At 51.5% G+C, this 17,926-nt stretch carries 13 protein-coding genes; 5 read left to right on the top strand and 8 right to left on the bottom strand.

All coding sequences use genetic code 11. The features are described 5' to 3' along the window. Positions 1–33: 33 nt before the first annotated feature. From AC5JLP_RS07785 to AC5JLP_RS07775, 3 genes are all read right to left on the bottom strand, one after another. Positions 34–948, bottom strand: coding sequence for an amino acid ABC transporter permease (locus tag AC5JLP_RS07785; RefSeq protein ID WP_496067357.1), 915 nt, complete (start codon positions 946–948; stop codon positions 34–36). A 140-nt stretch (positions 949–1,088) separates the two neighbouring features. Further along, on the bottom strand, positions 1,089–1,967 hold the full coding sequence (locus tag AC5JLP_RS07780; protein ID WP_496067356.1) for a transporter substrate-binding domain-containing protein: 879 nt from the start codon (positions 1,965–1,967) through the stop codon (positions 1,089–1,091). A gap of 231 nt (positions 1,968–2,198) precedes the next feature. Continuing rightward, positions 2,199–3,938, bottom strand: a complete 1,740-nt coding sequence (locus AC5JLP_RS07775; protein WP_496067355.1) for an iron uptake porin — start codon at positions 3,936–3,938, stop codon at positions 2,199–2,201. 536 nt (positions 3,939–4,474) lie between these two features. Between AC5JLP_RS07775 and AC5JLP_RS07770 the strand changes: the two genes are divergently transcribed. Both AC5JLP_RS07770 and AC5JLP_RS07765 read left to right on the top strand, forming a co-directional pair. Continuing rightward, positions 4,475–6,058, top strand: a complete 1,584-nt coding sequence (locus tag AC5JLP_RS07770) for a bifunctional aminoglycoside phosphotransferase/ATP-binding protein (RefSeq protein WP_496067354.1) — start codon at positions 4,475–4,477, stop codon at positions 6,056–6,058. Between the two features lie 140 nt (positions 6,059–6,198). Continuing rightward, the gene (locus tag AC5JLP_RS07765; protein ID WP_496067353.1) at positions 6,199–6,552 is read left to right on the top strand and encodes a hypothetical protein; all 354 of its coding nucleotides are present in this window, start codon (positions 6,199–6,201) and stop codon (positions 6,550–6,552) included. Positions 6,553–6,564: 12 nt separating this feature from the next. On the opposite strand, the gene AC5JLP_RS07760 is transcribed toward AC5JLP_RS07765, so the two are convergent. The 4 genes from AC5JLP_RS07760 to AC5JLP_RS07745 all read right to left on the bottom strand — a co-directional run bounded on the left by AC5JLP_RS07760 (position 6,565) and on the right by AC5JLP_RS07745 (position 11,475). Then, positions 6,565–7,269, bottom strand: coding sequence for a DUF4340 domain-containing protein (locus AC5JLP_RS07760; RefSeq protein ID WP_496067352.1), 705 nt, complete (start codon positions 7,267–7,269; stop codon positions 6,565–6,567). Between the two features lie 150 nt (positions 7,270–7,419). Beyond that, a complete protein-coding gene (locus AC5JLP_RS07755; RefSeq protein WP_496067351.1) occupies positions 7,420–9,222 on the bottom strand; it encodes a GldG family protein in 1,803 nt (600 codons plus the stop codon). Positions 9,223–9,429: 207 nt separating this feature from the next. After that, a complete protein-coding gene (locus AC5JLP_RS07750) occupies positions 9,430–10,218 on the bottom strand; it encodes an ABC transporter permease (RefSeq protein ID WP_496067350.1) in 789 nt (262 codons plus the stop codon). Then, entirely contained in the window at positions 10,219–11,475 is a 1,257-nt protein-coding gene (locus AC5JLP_RS07745) for an ABC transporter ATP-binding protein (protein WP_496067349.1), read from the bottom strand. Between the two features lie 127 nt (positions 11,476–11,602). Between AC5JLP_RS07745 and AC5JLP_RS07740 the strand changes: the two genes are divergently transcribed. Then, complete coding sequence (locus AC5JLP_RS07740) at positions 11,603–12,205, top strand: hypothetical protein (protein ID WP_496067348.1); 603 nt, start codon at positions 11,603–11,605, stop codon at positions 12,203–12,205. 359 nt (positions 12,206–12,564) lie between these two features. On the opposite strand, the gene AC5JLP_RS07735 is transcribed toward AC5JLP_RS07740, so the two are convergent. Further along, complete coding sequence (locus tag AC5JLP_RS07735) at positions 12,565–13,383, bottom strand: ion transporter (RefSeq protein WP_496067347.1); 819 nt, start codon at positions 13,381–13,383, stop codon at positions 12,565–12,567. Between the two features lie 156 nt (positions 13,384–13,539). On the opposite strand from AC5JLP_RS07735, the gene sipA reads away from it, so the two are divergent. Both sipA and AC5JLP_RS07725 read left to right on the top strand, forming a co-directional pair. Beyond that, on the top strand, positions 13,540–13,764 hold the full coding sequence (gene sipA / locus AC5JLP_RS07730; RefSeq protein ID WP_496067346.1) for a regulatory protein SipA: 225 nt from the start codon (positions 13,540–13,542) through the stop codon (positions 13,762–13,764). A 180-nt stretch (positions 13,765–13,944) separates the two neighbouring features. After that, a partial coding sequence (locus tag AC5JLP_RS07725) for a cadherin-like domain-containing protein (RefSeq protein WP_496067345.1) occupies positions 13,945–17,926 on the top strand: 3,982 nt, incomplete at its 3' end.

The raw sequence follows: 17,926 nt of genomic DNA, 5'->3' as shown, positions 1-17,926 counted from the left end.
TAGAATGTCGCAACAACCGCAAGCAGTACTGCGTCATTCGCTACGTCTTAGCCGTCTTTCAAGTGCACTCGCTGCATAGGTCAGCCCCATTACCAGGATGTAGTAAATGAGTCCTGCAAACAGCAGCGGTTCAAAATAGATGTACTTATTGGCACCGACAATTTGTGCAGCACGGAGAATTTCCACTACGCCGATCGTCGAAACGAGTGAAGAATCTTTCAGCAAACTAATGGTTTCATTGACCAGGGCAGGCAGAATATTTTTGAGTGCTTGAGGCATAATGACATCCCACATCATGAGCCAGTAAGGAATGCCCAGTGAGAGGGAGGCTTCTGCCTGCCCCTTATCAACTGCCTGAATGCCTGCCCGGATGGTTTCAGACATATACGCCCCTGAGTTAAGCGTAAACGTCAGCACCCCTGCCTGATAAGGCGTAATGTTGTAACCCGTAAGTTGCGGTGTAGCGAAATAGATCAGTGACAACTGCAGCAGCAACGGCGTGCCACGAAAGATGCTGGTGTAGAAGAACGAAAACCATTGCAGTGGCTTTACACCCGAAATTTTGCACAGCGAGAGCACACCACCCCAGACCAACCCAAGCAAAACGGACGAGATGGTAAAAATCAGGGTAACGGGAATGCCCGCCAGAATAAACGGAATGTCGGGTTGAATGCGCCCAAAATCGAGATTGAGACCACCCGTACTGGCAGGAGCGTCGGTGGACGGAGGTGCTGGAACCTGAGCAACGATCGCACTCTGCTGTTGACTAGCCGTATCACGTTCAATGGATAGAGTCGGGCTTTGCGCGATCGAGGGTAGCGGTTGTGCCACCAAGTATCCTGCAAAGACAATCACCAGGAAGGTTTGGAGTACCACGATCGCCCAGCGCGATCGTAAGCGAGTCAACGCAGGGAATCTCACAGCACGTTTGTTGAAGCGTAGAAACATAAATTCCTTTCAATGCAGCGGACAAAAGGACAAATCAAGAACGCAGTTGGTAAACCTTCCACCAAGCATCCTGTAGGGACGTTACATGTAACGCCCCTACAGAGAGAACAAACTACCTTTGCAAAAACATTTATAGGCTTCTAGGGCGACTTGCTGGGAGAGGGCGACATCGCACCAGACGGCGATGCGGAACCAGAGGGTGAAGGGGACGGTGATGCAGGAGCACTGGTGGCGAACCACTTTGCCGCGAGGGTTTTAATTTCGCCGCTAGATTTCATTTTTTCCAGCGCTTTATTGAAATCTGCAACCAGGGGCGAGCCTTTAGGGAAGGCAACGGCAGAACCAGAAGGCCCTTCGGATGGAATCACGTTGAACGCCAGATCAGGGCTGGATTCAGTAAAGCCTTTGGCAACGGTATCTTCCACGATCGCCGCATCAATCCGCTTGGATTTAATTTCCTGAATGAGGTCGGGCACTTTGTTCAGTTGTTTGACTTTCATCCCAGGCACTTTTTCGGCAATTTTTTTCGCATCGCCTTCTTGAATCGAACCAAGCTGCACACCCACCGTTTTACCCGCGAGGTCTTTCGTCGTCTTCAAGTTGCTGGCTTTAGGCGCAACGATCGTGTTTTTGGCTTCGTAGTAAACGGTTGAGAAATCGACGTTTTTCTGGCGTTCGGGGGTAGGGGTCATGCCTGCCATCACAAAGTCAGCCCGTTTCGCCTGAAGTGCAGGCACCAACCCGTTGAAGTCTGATTCGTTGATTTTGAGTTCGTAGCCTAATTCACTGGCGATTTTGTTCGCAATTTCGACATCAAACCCCACGATTTTGCGTTCACCACTGGCTGTATCGTAGTACTCATAGGGCGGATAGTCGGGTGATGTCACCATCGTCAGCACTTTTTTGCCGCTGCTGGAGGTGGCGTTTTGTCCTGGCTGAGGTGGTTCACAGCTAGCCAGCGTCGTGGTTGCCACGATCGTCATCAAAGAGAGTGTTAAAAGCGATCGACGTTTCATCATTAGTTCCTTGTCAATGGGGCGTTGCGGATAAAGAGCAGTCAATCTATCAGGCAGTTAATCTATCAGGCAAATTTCACACGATCGCAGCACGTTGCAAAGCCCTTGGCACAATTCTTAGCGTCACCATTGACGAGCCAAATCATCGTAGGGCTGACGCAAACCTCGGAGGTTTTGATCAAGCATCAAGCGCCGTAACCAAATGTAGTCGCTTAAACCTCCGAGGTTTTGTGCTTAGAAAACAAACGTGGTGCGGATCACGCCTACAAAAGCATCAGGGTTGCGATCGTCATGGTTAGGAGCGGTCAACCAGATGACACCAGGCGTAATCGAGATGTTATCGGTAATCTGGTAGCGATAGAACACTTCAATGTGGTAGCCCGTATCCCGGTCTTCACGTTGCCCAGCAGGTAACCCGATCGCGCTAGCCAGAGCCGCATTACTGGTGCCCGTCAAACGGGGCTGCATCCCAAACACAATGCCGCCCAGGTTGCCTTTTTTGCCCAAATCGGGAAACGCAAAGTCAATCGAAAAGTTCCAGATATTGGCATCGCCTTTGGTGCCTGTGCCCAGTGCTCGCGCTTGCGTTAGCCCTACCCAGCCTCCTAGCTCAAACCAACTGGTAATGCGGTAGTCCATTTGGATGCTGTAGCCGTTGCCGACCACTGGCCCTGCTCCCAGGATCTTGGCGGCGTTGCTACCTGCCAGCGTATCAACCCCAAACTGCGGGGAGTATGAGTTGATGTAGAAGAAGCCCAGTTTGAAGGTGCCAGAATAAACAATGAGATGAGCAAAGGCACTGTAGCCCGCCTTAAACACCCCAAGTTGAGGGTCATTGGGGCTATCCCCTTCACCCTGATAACCAAAATCAAACTGGAAATTGGGGCTAATGGCATAGTTCACCGCAATGCCAGCCTGGTTGCCGATCGGGAACCAAACGGGGTCAATTTGGGCAAAGTTAGACGGCGATCCTGTCACCTGGTCGTTAAACGGAGTAATGGGATCGGTGACGATCGACGGGTCGATCGTATTGGCATCCAGGAACACCGTGAGCTTCTCGCCTACGGGAAAGCGATATTGAAGCCGATTCAGCGTGATATTGCTATTAGAACTGGTGCTCGTCGCTAGGAAGCGGGTTTCATCTGAGAGGTCGCTGGTCGCTCGTCCCACAGGCGACACCCCAAAGTCAGACCCGATATCGAACTTCCGCAGGTTCGTTGCTTGCAAGCGAGTCCGCAGCCGATCCTTACCTGTAAAGCTGGTATCCAAATCGAGACGCAGACGGTACCCAATGGCGGTGTTGTTGCGCGAGTCAACGCGATCGCCAAATGCATCCGCCAGATACGTCACTAGCTCTGTGCCGATTTTAGTCGTCGTCGAAAACTGCTGCTTCTCCAGCGTAGCAGTACGAGCTTCAAGGGCACCTACCCGACCGCGCAGCGTTGCAAGTTCAGCCGCAAACTCTTCTTGCAGCTTCTGCAACGCCAACAGGTCTTCTTTTTTGACCAGATCAGCCGTGCCAGCCGCAATCAACTCGTTAATGCGATCCATGCAGGCATTTAGCCCAGCCGCAAACTCATAGCGAGTCAGGGCGCGATTACCACGATAGGTTTTATCGGGATAGCCAACAATACAGCCGTAGCGTTCCACAAGCGATTGCAGTGCTTGAAACGCCCAATCAGTCGGTCTTACGTCTGTTAGCTGAGAAACTGACGTCACTTGCTCCATATTCACGTTGACGGAGGCATCCTCTGCCTCAACCGTGTTCAGAGCAGCAGACAACCGTTGATCGCTCTCTACCCCGATCGCTCGATTCGTCGTAGGGACAGCGTTTTGTTCTAATGCCACTACACTGCCCGGAAGCCTGCTTTTAGTCTGGCTAGAATCGGCCTTTGCAGGTGCTTGCATCAAAAAACCATGACCCACAAGCGCGAGAGTTGCGCTCAGGGTGATTCCAAAAAGCCTAGTCATCATATCGCCTCACTCACACCACAGATGAAATTCACAACCGAAACCCGTACACTCCAAAGCTGATGACAATCGTTTCGACCAAAGGCCAGTGGCCTCTTCTAACCTGTTTCAATTTTTCTCCGTTTACAATATTCAATAAACACAGAGATGAACTCTTTCTTTCACAGCTCTAAACTCTGAAAGATACAGTAATCAAGAACCCTGCGATCAAGATTCAAGGATTTCTGGTGTTGTTGCATACAAGGATGTTTTGCCCCATCCCCAACCCTTCGCACGAAGGAAAAGGGAGTCAGAGATCCTGTCCCCTCGCCTTCTCCTCAAGGGCGAAGGGTTGGGTAAAAGCAGCGATTCATCCCAGATTCAGCAACATCTAATTTCTTGGCAAAGTCGCTCGATCGCTCAGAACACTGAATTCATTAAACAATTGATTGAGAAAACTAAAACACGTTTGACTTCAGGATCGAGAATCCTATGATTAAAAAGCTTGCGACCCCAGAGATTCTGTTAGATTTGATCACTTTTCACCGAAATCAAGACTCATGACTGATGCTTTGCTGCCAGCGCTGATCCAACAAATGACCGCACCTGCGTTCTATCCCCATCCCGTTACGGCACCCATTCAGGTCATTCAGACGCACATCTCTTATGTACTGCTCACGGGTGATTATGCCTATAAGGTGAAAAAGCCCGTCAACTTTGGGTTTCTTGATTTCTCTACGCTGGCAAAGCGACAGCATTTTTGTGCCGAGGAACTGCGGCTAAATCAACGTGGTGCCGCCGAGCTGTACCTGGAGGTGCTGCCTATCATCCAAACGGACGATCGCTTTTACCTCAGTGGAACAGGCGAATCTGACGGTACAGACGCTGTGGAATACGTGGTGAAAATGCAGCAGTTTCCCCAGTCGAGTTTGTTCACAGAATTATTCGATCGAGGCGAACTCACCGAAGACTTATTGGAACAGTTAGCACGAGTGCTGGCAGACTTTCATGCCCGTGCCGAGACCAACGACTACATTCGCAGCTTTGGTACGGTCGCCAAAATTCGGGCGGCGATCGACGAAAACTATGAGCAAACCCTCCAGTACATTGGCGGGCCTCAAACCCAGCAGCAGCTAGACGAAACCAGGGACTATACCGATCGCTTGTTCGCCGAGCAGCAAGCCCTCTTTGAGAGCCGCATCGCTCAAAACTGGATTCGTGAATGCCACGGCGACGTGCATCTACGTAACATTGCTCTTTGGCACGATGCTTCGGGGCACGACAAAATCTTGTTATTTGACTGCATCGAATTCAACGAGCCATTTCGGTTTGTTGATGTGATGTTCGACATTGCCTACATCATCATGGATCTGGATGCTCGCGATCGGCGTGACCTGAGCAACCGCTTCTTAAATGCGTACATTGAGCAAACGGGTGATTGGGAAGGCTTACAGGTTTTACCTCTGTACCTCAGCCGTCAGTCCTACGTCCGTGCGAAAGTGACCTCCTTCCTTTTGAGTGATCCCGCTGTTCCTGAAGCCACAAAGCAGGAGGCATCCGCGACGGCTGCCCGCTACTACCGTCTAGCGTGGGAGTACACCCAACCCCAGCAGGGCCGTGTCATCCTCATGGCAGGCTTATCTGGCTCTGGCAAAAGTACGGTGGCTCGTCAACTGGCTCAAACAAGAGGGGCCATCCAAATTCGTTCTGATGCAGTGCGGAAACACCTGGCTGGCATCCCGCTAGAAGCCCACGGTGGTTCTGATCTCTACACGGCTGAGATGACGCAAAAAACCTACGATCGCCTGCTCAAGCTCGGTATCACCTTAGCAACCCAGGGCTACACTGTCATTCTGGATGCCAAGTACGATCGCCAACCTCTGAGACAAACCGCGATTGAGCACGCGATCGCCCATCAACTCCCCGTACAAATCATCTACTGCACCGCGCCACTCTCCGTTCTGCAACAACGCCTGCAACAACGCCACGATGACATCTCCGACGCAACCGCCGACCTACTTCCCAAACAGGACATGGATGACTTCAGCCCCACCGAACAGCCCTATCTCGTTACGTTAGACACGACACAAAATCTAGAGGCACAGTTGGAGAAGGTAAGCAGAGGGATGAAGGATAAAGGATGAGGGATAAGGACAAAGGATGAGAATTAAGTTCCCCTTGCCTTCTCTGCTTCCCCTGCCTCCTCTGCTTCCCCCATTCCCCTCGCCCCCTTTGCTTCCCCTGCTCCGCCTGCTTCCTCCGCTTCCCCTTCCCCCTCCCAACGATGTCCAAACTGCCTGATGCAAACTTGGGTTTATCGACTGGCTTAAAGTACTGGCTAGTTTTTATGCTCGGCTTGGCTGTACTAGGGTACGGCCCGATTCTTAGCATCACCTTTGGCGCGATCGGCGGGATTGCGAGTGGCATCATTGCAGCATGGCTAAAACCGAAGGATGTTTATGTGCCGAAGCCAGCAGAGCCACACGTGAAGGAAGCTTCTGAAGGGAAAGCAGAAAAAACAGTTGATGAACCTGTGCGTCGAGTCAGATTCCGCAGATACGGCACGCCCGCTGTTCAACGCCAGCATCAAACCAGAGCGAATAGACGCTTTGGCTGGCTTTTTCGCAGAAGGCTTTAAACCGTCAGAGTCTCAGGGTGCTGTCGGCTTTGGGGTTGGCTCACTTAAGGATGGCGTCTTCAATGGCTTCGGAGTTGATTGGTTCGCTGGCACCTGGGCATCTGATGCCTTAGCTTTCCAGTCGGCTAAAGGACGATTGACGGCATTTTCAAAATCGGTAGACACCAGCACCACCGATCGCTCTGTCGTCGCTTGGGCAGGCGGATCAACCTGGGCATAGAGCGCGCTGCGGTTAAAATTGGGTTTCCCAAGCACGAGACGATGGGTTTGCTGATTTGCCAGCTTGACATCAGCGATCGCAATCGGTTTGTCAAACCCAAACTCTGCCTGCTGTGCAAGCGGCATCTTTAGCGTTTGCTGCCGTTTGCCCGTTGCCATCAAATTGAGCAGATAGGCAACGGACGCATCATTTGCTACAGCCTTATCTGGCACAGTCATCGCCCAAACCAATGTGCCAGCTTGGGGTTGCGCCGCTTTTGGATCGTTACCAGAAGGGAATGCTACCCGCGCTGCCGGAGTTTTGGCAAACGCTAACGTCTCACTAGGAGTTGTCAGCGTGAGCGATCGCACCTCTTCTTCTTTAAAGGCAAACAGTTGCTCTGTCTGTGCCTGTGCCGCCTCGCGCTGAGGCTTCCCCTGCACCTCATACAGGTAGACAAAAGCCCCTAGAACTAGGGCGATCGCCAACAAAATCAAAGGAGTCCGTTGCAGTTTCATAACGAAGTGAGGGGACAGGGGTTAGGGCAAAAGACAGAGGGGGAAGGGGGAAAGGCATTTAAGGGATATAAGCTGACGGCTGATCGCTGACCGCTCTTTCCAACTCAAAACTCGAAACTCAAAACTCAAAACTTTATCCTTCACCCCTTACTACCGCCTTTGCCACCAAACCCCAAACGCGGTACCAAAACCGATTAAGGGAAAGATTGCGATCGCTAACCAGGTTGCTAGACTAGCTTGCTGAGCAGACAACCCTAGCCGACGGTTTTTGGCTTCTTTGGGGCGAATGGACAGAGATTGATCATCGGCATGGCTGAGCCAGCGCACTGAGTTGATGAAAACATCGCCATTAATGCCCTGGTTCACGGCCCCATCTTCAGCGAAGCGAGAGTTACCGATGACGACCAGCCGCGCTTCTTTCGGTTTTTGCTCAGTCCCTTGAGTGGCTGAGGCAGAGGGCAAGGGGCTGGGTGAAGGACTTGCAGATGCGGCAGGTTTGGGGCTGGGTGAAGGGCTGGAAGTAGCAGACGGGCTAGGAGAGGGCTTGGGACTGGTTGAGGCAGAGGGAGAGAGACTAGGTGAAGGCTTGGGGTTGGCCGAGGCAGATGAAGAAGGGCTGGGAGAGGGTTTGGGTGTGGAAGCCGCTGGCGGAGTGATGGTACGGGTGAGCGCAAAGCCAATAACCAACGGGCCGGGTCGATCGATCGCCGAGTCAAACTTTAAGGGCTGTTCCTTCACATTGCTTTCTGCCCAACTTCGCTCGCTGGTAAACAACAAGGGTACGGATTTAACATCGGTTTCGGGTTTGACATCGATCGGCTGTGCGAGTGGATAAATTGAGATTGAATTGTTAAAGTCCTTTGTAATTGGGTGGTTGCCGTACTGACTAACAGACGAGAAGGCAGGTCCCAGTTGAGCCAGTCTGCCTGACACATCAATCACCACTCGTTTGTCTACTGTCACGCCCCAACCGTTCAGCAGACTGCCTATACCTGGATTGGTATTGGGGTCAACCATCACAAACAGGTTGCCACCCCCTTTCACATACTCTTCCAGTGCGTTAACTTCTGGCTCTAGCAAGGGTTTTTGCGGGCCTGCCAGCACCAGCACATTCGCATCCGCAGGAATGGTGGCAGCTTCCAGTAGATTCAGCGGTTTAACCGTAAAGTTTTTCTCTTGCAGGGTCTTCACAGCCTGGGAGATCGCGCCCTGAGACTGGTCGATCGGGTGCTCCCCATGCCCCTGGATCACGTAGGCAAACGCTTTGCGATCGCTGATCAATTGTTCTAGCGCGCTGGTCAGCTTTACCTCAGACAGGTAGCCCCCTTCACCAACGAGGCTATCCCCAGTTGTGGGCGCGATCGTTTGCACATACTGCTTGCGTCCCTCTGGCTGCATTTCAGCAATAACATCCCCACCGCTCTTGACTTCTAGCCGCTGCACAAGTGAGGGTTGCGTGTTGGGATCGACAAATTCATAGCTCAGGCGATCGCTCTGGCGATGGTAGCTTTCCAGCAGTTCACGATCGCGTGAGTTAGGCTGTGGCACAAACACCCACACTTTCACGGGTTGCTTCAAATTCTTCACCAACTGCTGGGTTTCGGGAGCCAGCGAAAAAAGCTGATTCTCCGTCAAATCCAGCCGTCCCACATGGTTTGCCGCCAGGTAGTTGACCAAGCCTAAAATGGCAAGCACCGATAGTGTGGTAATCAGCGCATTTGCACCTACTTGTGTCGATCGCTGCTGCCAGAAGCCTGGTTGCGACTCATCTCGATACGTAGATTGGAAAACCAGCCATAGACCAATGATCACAATGCCTGCAATCACCAAACCCAAGGGAATGGGGCTAAAGGAGGCAGAGACGAGACCCGCGATCGCGCCAGCAATCACCAGCATCGGCCCCAGCCAGAACAGGTATTTGAGGAATTTAAGGTTGGTAGAAAGCGTTTTCACAGGAAGTTTTGAGTTAAAAGTGTTGAGTTTTGAGTTGGGGAGAAGGAAGCAGTAGTTAGGAGTTAAGAGTTTTGAGTTTGGGGAAAAGAAAGAAGTCAAGAGTTGACAATTCCATTTACGATTACCGCGAGTTTGTTGTTTCACTAGCCACCGATTCATAACTGATGCTCAGTGACTACTCAAAACTCAGAACTCAAAACTTTTCTCTCACGATCTCTGGAACCTGAACGCATCGATCGACTGCGCGGTTAAAAACAGTCCCAACACAATGTAGCTGGCAAAGAGCACCAGGCTGCTGCTATCCAAAATGCCCTGGTTCAAATTGTTGTAATGCTTGAGGAGGGAAAGATGCCCCAGGGCTGCTCCAATTGGGCCACCCAGCTTTTGACCGAGCACTTCGACTACCCAGAGGAAGAGGATAATGCCAAAGGTGCCGATCGCCGCCAAAATCGTGCTGTCGGTCAGCGAAGATACAAACATCCCTAATGAGAGTACAGCCGCCGCCAGCAGAATCAAGCCCAGATGCGCGACCAGTACGATCGCAAAGTTGAAGGGTGGGGTGGTGGTGCTAAAGACGAGCGCTTCGTAGAGCAAAAGCGGCAGCACCATTGTGGTAAAAAACGTCAGCACGCCCAGTAGTTTGCCCAGCGCCACCGCCCAGTTTGTCACGGGTGACGTCGCTAAAAGCTCCAGGGTACCGCGCTTGCGTTCTTCGGCATACAGCCCCATCGACAGAATCGGCAAAATGAACAGCGCGATCGAACCCAGGGTGCCTAAGAAAAACTGCAAAAACTGATAGGGCACATCGATCGGAGAGGCATACCCCGCACTATCGGCATAGGCCACCTGTTGCGTAATGCCGCCCAAAATGGTGACAAAGAAAAAGCCGGACAGCAGCCAAAACACACCCGCGATCGCGTAGGCAAGGGGTGAAGCGAAATAGCTCTGTAGCTCGCGTCGGTAAATTGCCAGAATGTTGCTCATCATCACACGCATCTAAGCTGCTTCTCCCGTTGATGGTTCTGCCTCGTCTGGATCGATCGTGGCATCCAGTGGCTTCTCTTCCGTGGTCAGTTGCAAGAAGACATCCTCCAGCGTGGCCTGCGATCGCCGCATTTCGTACAGCCCGATTCCCGCACCCACAACTGTCTTCGCGATGTCTCGGCCGATCAGTTCGGTTCCTGGTTCAGCCGTTACCCGCAGCTTATGGTGCTCTGGCAGGTCAGTCGATAGCCGCTCGACCAGCCTGACGTTTGGCAAGCCCTGGAGAAACACCATTAAGCGGGCGTGAATATCTGCCGCGTCGCCATCCACCTCTAGCTCATAGCCAGAACCACCCGTGAGCTGCGCCATCAGGTTTTCGGGCGTATTGGTTGCCACGACGCGCCCCTTGTTGATAATGGCAATGCGATCGCAGGTCATGCTGACTTCGGGCAAAATGTGCGTCGAAAGAATCACCGTATGATCGCCTGCCAGGCTTTTGATCAGGCTGCGAACTTCGGCAATCTGCCGTGGGTCTAAACCAACGGTCGGTTCATCCAAAATAATGGCGGGTGGATCATGCACGATCGCCTGTGCAATGCCGACTCGCTGCCGATACCCTTTTGAGAGCTTTCGAATCAACGTGTGGGTTTTTTCGGTCAAATTACAGCGGTCGATCGCCGTTTGCACGCGATGGGGGCGATCGCCTGCATTCACCCCTTTAATCCGAGCCACAAAATGCAAAAAACCTGCCACTGTCATATCGGTATACAGCGGTGGCGTTTCAGGCAGATAGCCAATATGCTTTCGCACAGCCATCGAATTTTCGTGGACTTCAAACCCAGCGACTTTTGCTGTGCCTGCCGATGCAGGTAAATACCCCGACAAAATCCGCATCGTCGTCGTCTTTCCGGCTCCGTTCGGGCCCAAAAAGCCCAAAATTTCCCCTGGTTCCACCGCGAACGTGACATCCTCAATGGCAGGGGTTGAGCCGTAAACCTTGCTTAAGTGCTCAACTTCAATCATGTGAACCTCACGAATCAGGGCAGCTAGATAGTACCCTTCTCTACCCCAGGTTATATCAGTTGCGATCCTACAACGACAAACCTGTCCTCTCAAGACTGAAAGACCAGAATCTTTGTGCCCGATCGTGGGTTCAGTCATCCCTGTTGCACCATAATTTGCGCGATCGCAGTAAACCTCAAAGCTGCTGGAGAGCAGTAAACCTCGAAGCCGCTGAAGGCTTATCCGCTGTCCAGATGCCCAAGCCACTGAATGACACAATCCTTTCAATGTAAGATTTTGCTTAGAGAGTGGCAGCAGGTGTAGAGGGGTAGCGTTCATCATGTTCCTGAACAGGGTCTTGAACAAGTTTCTGCGCTATAAAGGCAAGACAAACATGCTTAGGAAGCGCCTCCTCAGGCAAATGGCGATCGTATCGCTGCTGTGGTTGGGCCTGTCTAATGAGATAGTAGCCGTTGCCAACCCTGCCAGCGTTTTTACGCGACACCTTGATCGCATCCGTCAAAATTTGCCCCCAAAATTTGTGATGCGACTGCCATCGCGAATCGTGTTGAACGAGCCAGCCGATGACGAATTCATTCAAACCTTGTCTGTGCGCATTGCCACATTCGACTCACCACAGCGCGTCACCGTCGGGCTATATAGCTGTGAAGATGATTCACAATTTTGCCGCATTGGTACCTTTTCAGCCGCAAATGCTGACACTATGCAGGCACAGCAGGAATACCAACAGCATATTGCAGCCGCATCTCCCATCCAACTCGCCAAAACTATTCGTGGTTATGTGCTAATGGGCACTGCTAAACACCCCTCCTCTGCCTATGCATCCATTATGTGGCAGCAAGATGGCATGGTTTACACCATCAGTTTTGCCAACTCAGAGCGCCAAAATATGCTCTACATGGCAGTATATATGGCAAACAACACTCCCATTATGGCGAACAACGCTGTTTCAGGCACCTCTCAAAGCCGACCGTGAAAAGGGCTTTCAGCAGTCAGCAGTCAGCGATCAGCTTTGATAGCAAAAGGCATGATGAGATGGAGAAGGTAAGCCTTATCCTTGAGTGCTTTACTATTAAATCGGCAGTCAAAGATCGTGCACAACCGCGTAGGGTGTGTTAGCGACAGCGTAACGCACCAAGCTCAAGACCAGCGGTGCGTTACGGCAAAACCTAACACACCCTACGCAATCGTAGAAGACTTTGCAAATAGGTACGAACAAACATTGCCGGACTATATAGTTACGGTGCGCCCTGAGCAATGCGCCTACAGCTATAGCTTTCAGCTTCTTTGAATGGCATTCTGACCGCTGACAGCTGACGGCTACAATGCGACCGTTCAAGCTTCAGAGGCTTCAGACGCAGCGATCGATTCCAGCTTCGTACCGCACCGTTTGCAAAAGTGAGCATCCGGATCATGCAGTGCCAGTTTGCAGCTCACACACGTCGTTTGCACCTGGTTGGCCGTTTTCACTAGCCGCTTCACCAAATCTCCCAACTGCCACGGAATCAGCGCAATACCCGTCAAAATCATGAGCACAGTGAGCAGGCGTCCCAGTTCTGAGATGGGAGTAACATCGCCAAAACCAACCGTCGTCATGGTCGCTACCGAAAAGTAAACGGCGTCTAGAAATGTGCCAAACGCCTGCGGGTTAGTAGGATGCTCTACCTGATAAATCAAGCCAGAATACACAAAGATGATGATGAAGAGCGTGAGCAAAATGCGAGTAAAGATGGCACTATCTTCGGTGGTAACGTAGCCAAAAACGGTTTTTCCTTCAATAAAGCGAACCAGCCGTAGAATTCTAAACCAGCGAAATACTCGGAGAAAGCTGATATTGAAAATGTCAATATTGAAAATGCCAATAAAAAAGGGCAACACGACGAACAAATCAATCAAAGAAAAAAGGCTAAAGAAAAAGCGTGCTTTATGCTCAGCACACCAGAAGCGCAACAGATATTCAATGGCAAAAATGACGAGAATGCCGTTGTCGATCGCCTCCAATGTCTGCCTTAGGCTGCTAGAGAGGGGATACGTCTGAGCCACAAAAATTGCAGATGAAAGCAATACCAGTCCGGTGATTCCCAAATTAATGGCTCTGCCGATCGACGTTTCAATGTCTTCCAAATAAAAGGTAACTTTTTGTCGTAGCTGCATAAAACCTGGACTGATAGGATGAGAGTATAAAGCAAGTATTCAGACAGTATAAGGATCCCCAGTCATTTAATAGATCCATTGGTTTCAGCGGTCAGCGATCAGCCTTTAATTGCCTTCCGATTCCCCACTCCCCTCTTTCAGCCCTCTTTTATTTTTATGTCAAAACCTCTTTCCGCTGGCGATCGTGTTCGTCTCGTAGCACTCCCTGCTTTTGTCAAAACAGCCGATCCGATGCCTGCGCTACGCTCTCCTAACGTGCTTGCGATAGGAACAGAAGGCACTGTCATCAATCAACGACCCGGTGGCTATTGGAGTATTCATTTTGCGAATGGCACGTTTTTATTAGAGCCGCAATATCTAGAAGCGATCGAGCCTGGTTAGCGATCGTGAATACTGCTGACTCTGTGAAAACCGTAAGGGGAAAAAACGGCCTTTCAAATTAGTCCGTATTTCCACTCAGAATGATTGTTTAAAAAGACAATTTTTATGAAACAAGGGCAGATTCGTTAGTAAAAAAACATATCCGGGCAAGATAGCTATGCCATTGCTTGGTTAGTCACTATGCCTGATATTGCTGGGAACTCGCTAGGAACAGCTACATCGCTGAGCCTTACATCCAATGTTCAATCCCTCCCGGACATTGTGACCACCACTGCGAACGATTACTACCGCTTCACCTTGAGTCATCGGAGCAGCTTTAACCTTTCCCTCAATAATTTAAGTGCTGACGCAAATGTTGCGCTCTTAAGCAGTACAGGCAGTGTTCTCAGCGTCAATGGGGTCTTGCAATCATCCAGCAATACGGGCAATCTGGCTGAGTCAATTAATACCACCCTAGATGTGGGAACGTATTACATTCGGGTTGCTCCTGGTGCCTCTGCAAATACCGCCAGCTATAGTTTGAATGTCTCGGCTAAGAGTGACCTCAAATCAGATATCCTCTGGCGGAATTATGCCACCGGGGAGAATCTTTCCTGGCAGGTATCTGGCACGTCGCTAGAAGCATTCGCGTCTTTAGAGAAGGTGGCAGATCCCAATTGGGTCATGCAAGGGTCGGGCGACTTTAACCGAGATGGTCAAGCGGATATTGTTTGGCGCAACTCTAAGACGGGCGACAACGTGATCTGGTTGATGAATGGCACTGTCAGGACTGGTGCAGCCATCCTGGAGACAGTCGGCGATCTGAATTGGCAAATACAGGGAGTCGGCGATTTCAACCAGGATGGTCAAGCAGATATTGTTTGGCGCAACTATAAGACAGGCACCAACATTGCCTGGTTGATGAATGGCACCGTTAGAACGGGAACAGCCTCTTTCCTGTCGCTTAACGATCCGACCTGGCACATTCAGGCTGCTGGCGATTTTAACAGTGATGGAAAGTCTGATCTGGTGTGGCGTAATTACAGCACAGGTCAGAATGCCATTTGGTTGATGAACGGTAGCACACTCAGTACGGGCATTTTAATCAACTCTGTGGGTGGTAATTGGATCATCTCTGGGGTCGGCGATTTCAATCAGGATGGAAAGACCGATCTGTTATGGCGTAACTATAGCAATGGTGGCAATGGTGAGAATGCGGTTTGGTTGCTGAACGGCACGACCTTCAGTTCGAGTTATTTACTTAATCCGGTTGGTGATTTGAACTGGCGATCGCTCTCACCCTTTGTACGCGCGGTTGAACCTTCTCCCATCAGCGTTGCCGGAAACGCGCTGTCAAATGCCTTTAACTTGGGCAGCAATCTCACAGGCAGCGCCACCTACCGCAACTCGGTTGGCAGCCTAAATAACGACTACTATCAGCTCAATGTAGGCACGCCCAGTGCGGTTAATCTCACCCTGGCAGGCTTGACCGCGAATTTAGATGTGCAGCTCGTCAATAGCAGCAATCAAGTCTTGCAAAGTTCCACGCTGAGTGGCACCAGTGCCGAAACCATTACGAGCACTCTAGCGGCTGGTACTTATTATGTGCGCGTGTATGCGGCTAATGGGGGCACCAGTGCGTATGCGCTCAACCTGCTGGTTAACAATTTGCCTGTCATCATTACAAATGCAGGGCTGACACTGGATGAAGGTGCCACAACCACCATCAGCAGTAGCTTGCTCCAGGTAACTGATAACGACAATGCCGTCACGCAATTGACCTATACGCTTGGCAGTGTGCCAGGACATGGGGCGTTGTCTTTGAACGGGGCGGCGATCGGTGCAGGGGCGACATTCACGCAAACCGATATCAACACCAACAAACTGAGCTATCGTCATGACGGTAGCGAAACGCTTTCTGACACCTTTAGTTTCACCGTATCAGATTCCGCGGGCGGCACGGCGGCTAGCACGTTCAGCATTGCCGTCAATGCGGTGAATGATGCCCCTGTGCTGGCGGTTCCGGGGGCGCAAGTTGTTGATCAAAATGCCAACTCGTTGATTGCAGGCATTACCGTTGCTGATCCAGATGCGGGTACAGGCTCTGAGACGATTACGATCTCAGCCGCTAATGGCGTTATATCACTGGGTTTAACCGCAGGCTTAACGTTTGCTCAGGGCAACGGTAGTCCGGCGACATCTATCACCATGAGCGGTACACTGAGTGCCCTTAATAATGCACTGACCAGCCTGGTCTATCGCAGCAATGCGTCCTTCCAGGGGACGGATACCATCAGCATTTCTGTAAATGACCAGGGCAATACGGGTAAAGGTGGCGCGCTGACTGACAGCAAGACGATCGCGGTAACGGTCAACCCAGTCAACAAAGCACCCACGATTACCGTACCAGCGTCTCAGTCAGTCAACGAAGATACAAGTCTCTCCCTGTCTGGTATCAGCATCGGGGATGTAGACGCAAATGGCGGCAATGAGACCGTTAGCCTTTCAGCCATCAATGGCGTGCTCTCCCTGGGTACAACCGCAGGGTTGACATTCTCAACAGGAACTGGCTTGAAAGACCGCAATATCACGATGTCAGGCACTCTGGCACTCATCAATGCCGCGCTACAGAGCTTGACGTACCAAGCTGATAAAGATTTCAACGGGTCTGATGTCATCACCGTCAACGTGAATGACAATGGCAATACAGGCAATGGCGTAGCGCTCTCAGCCACCAAGAGCCTGTCGATCGCCGTTACGCCCGTCAATGACGCACCCATCTTAACGGTACCCACAGCTCAGGTCGTCAACGAGAATACAACCCTACATGTGACGGGAGTCAGTATTAGCGATGTAGATGCTAGCAGTGGCGCGATCGCGGTTAGCCTCGCGGCTACCAACGGCAAACTGTCCCTTGGCTCAACCACAGGTTTATCTTTCACCAGTGGGAATGGCAGCACTCCCAGCACGAGCCTCATTTTCAGCGGCACGTTGGCAGCAATCAACAGCGCTCTGAGCACACTTATCTATCAAGGAAACGCTAATTTCAGCGGGGCTGATTCCATCAGTCTGAATGTGAATGACAACGGCAATACGGGCTTTGGTATTCCGCTGAGTGATAGCAAGACGATCGCGCTAACCGTGCTGGGAGTCAATCAGGCTCCTGTCATCCAGGTTCCCTTAGCACCATCCACTACAGCCAACACCAACCTGACCATTACAGGGGTCAGCATTAGCGATCTAGATGCCGCAGGTGGCAATGAAACCGTCACGATCGCTGCCGCGAATGGGGTGCTGTCTCTACCGTCTAACGCCGGACTCACCTTCACTCAGGGGACGGGTAATCAAAATAATCGCGTGACGTTCCAGGGGACTTTGGCTGCCATTAATACAGCGATCGGTAATCTCGTTTACCGCAGCTATCCTGGGTTTACAGGCTTTGACACCATCACCATCAGCGTCAACGATGGTGGGAATACAGGTATCGGCACTGCCCTATCTGATACCAAAACGCTTTATGTGAACGTGGGCGGAGCCGTCAATACCCCGCCAACCGCTAACCCTGACAGCTACAGTACAACTCGCAACACAGTTCTTACTGTCACTGGGCAAGGTGTCCTTGCCAACGATACTGATGCTGATAGCAATACACTCACGGCCAACCTGCTAACCACCCCAACAAATGGCAGCGTCGTCTTCAGCAGCAACGGCACCTTTACCTACACGCCAAACGCTAACTATATCGGCAATGACAGCTTCATGTATCTAGCAAGCGATGGCATTGGCAATTCCAATCCAACAACCGTAAATCTTTCGGTCGCCGCACCGACCAACCAAGCCCCGAGTGCCGTCGCCGATAGCTTCACCCTGAGCCAGAACAGCACCTTCACCACCGGGAATGTCCTCACCAATGACAGTGACCCAGACAACAATGTGCCGCTCACGGCGACGCTCGTGGTTGGACCAACGCAAGGTAGCCTCACCCTTAATACCAACGGCACCTTCACCTACATCCCCACCGCCAACTTCAGCGGTACCGATAGCTTCACGTATGTGGCAAAAGATGCCCTTGGAGCCGCTTCCACCACAGCCACTGTGAGTCTGAGTGTGACGGCACCAACCAACCAGGCACCGACGGCCGTCGCCGATAGCTTCACCCTGAGCCAGAACAGCACCTTCACCA

It is taken from the genome of Stenomitos rutilans, assembly GCF_059505485.1.
Note: the sequence above shows the minus strand (reverse complement) of the source record. Positions and strands in the feature narration are given on the sequence as shown.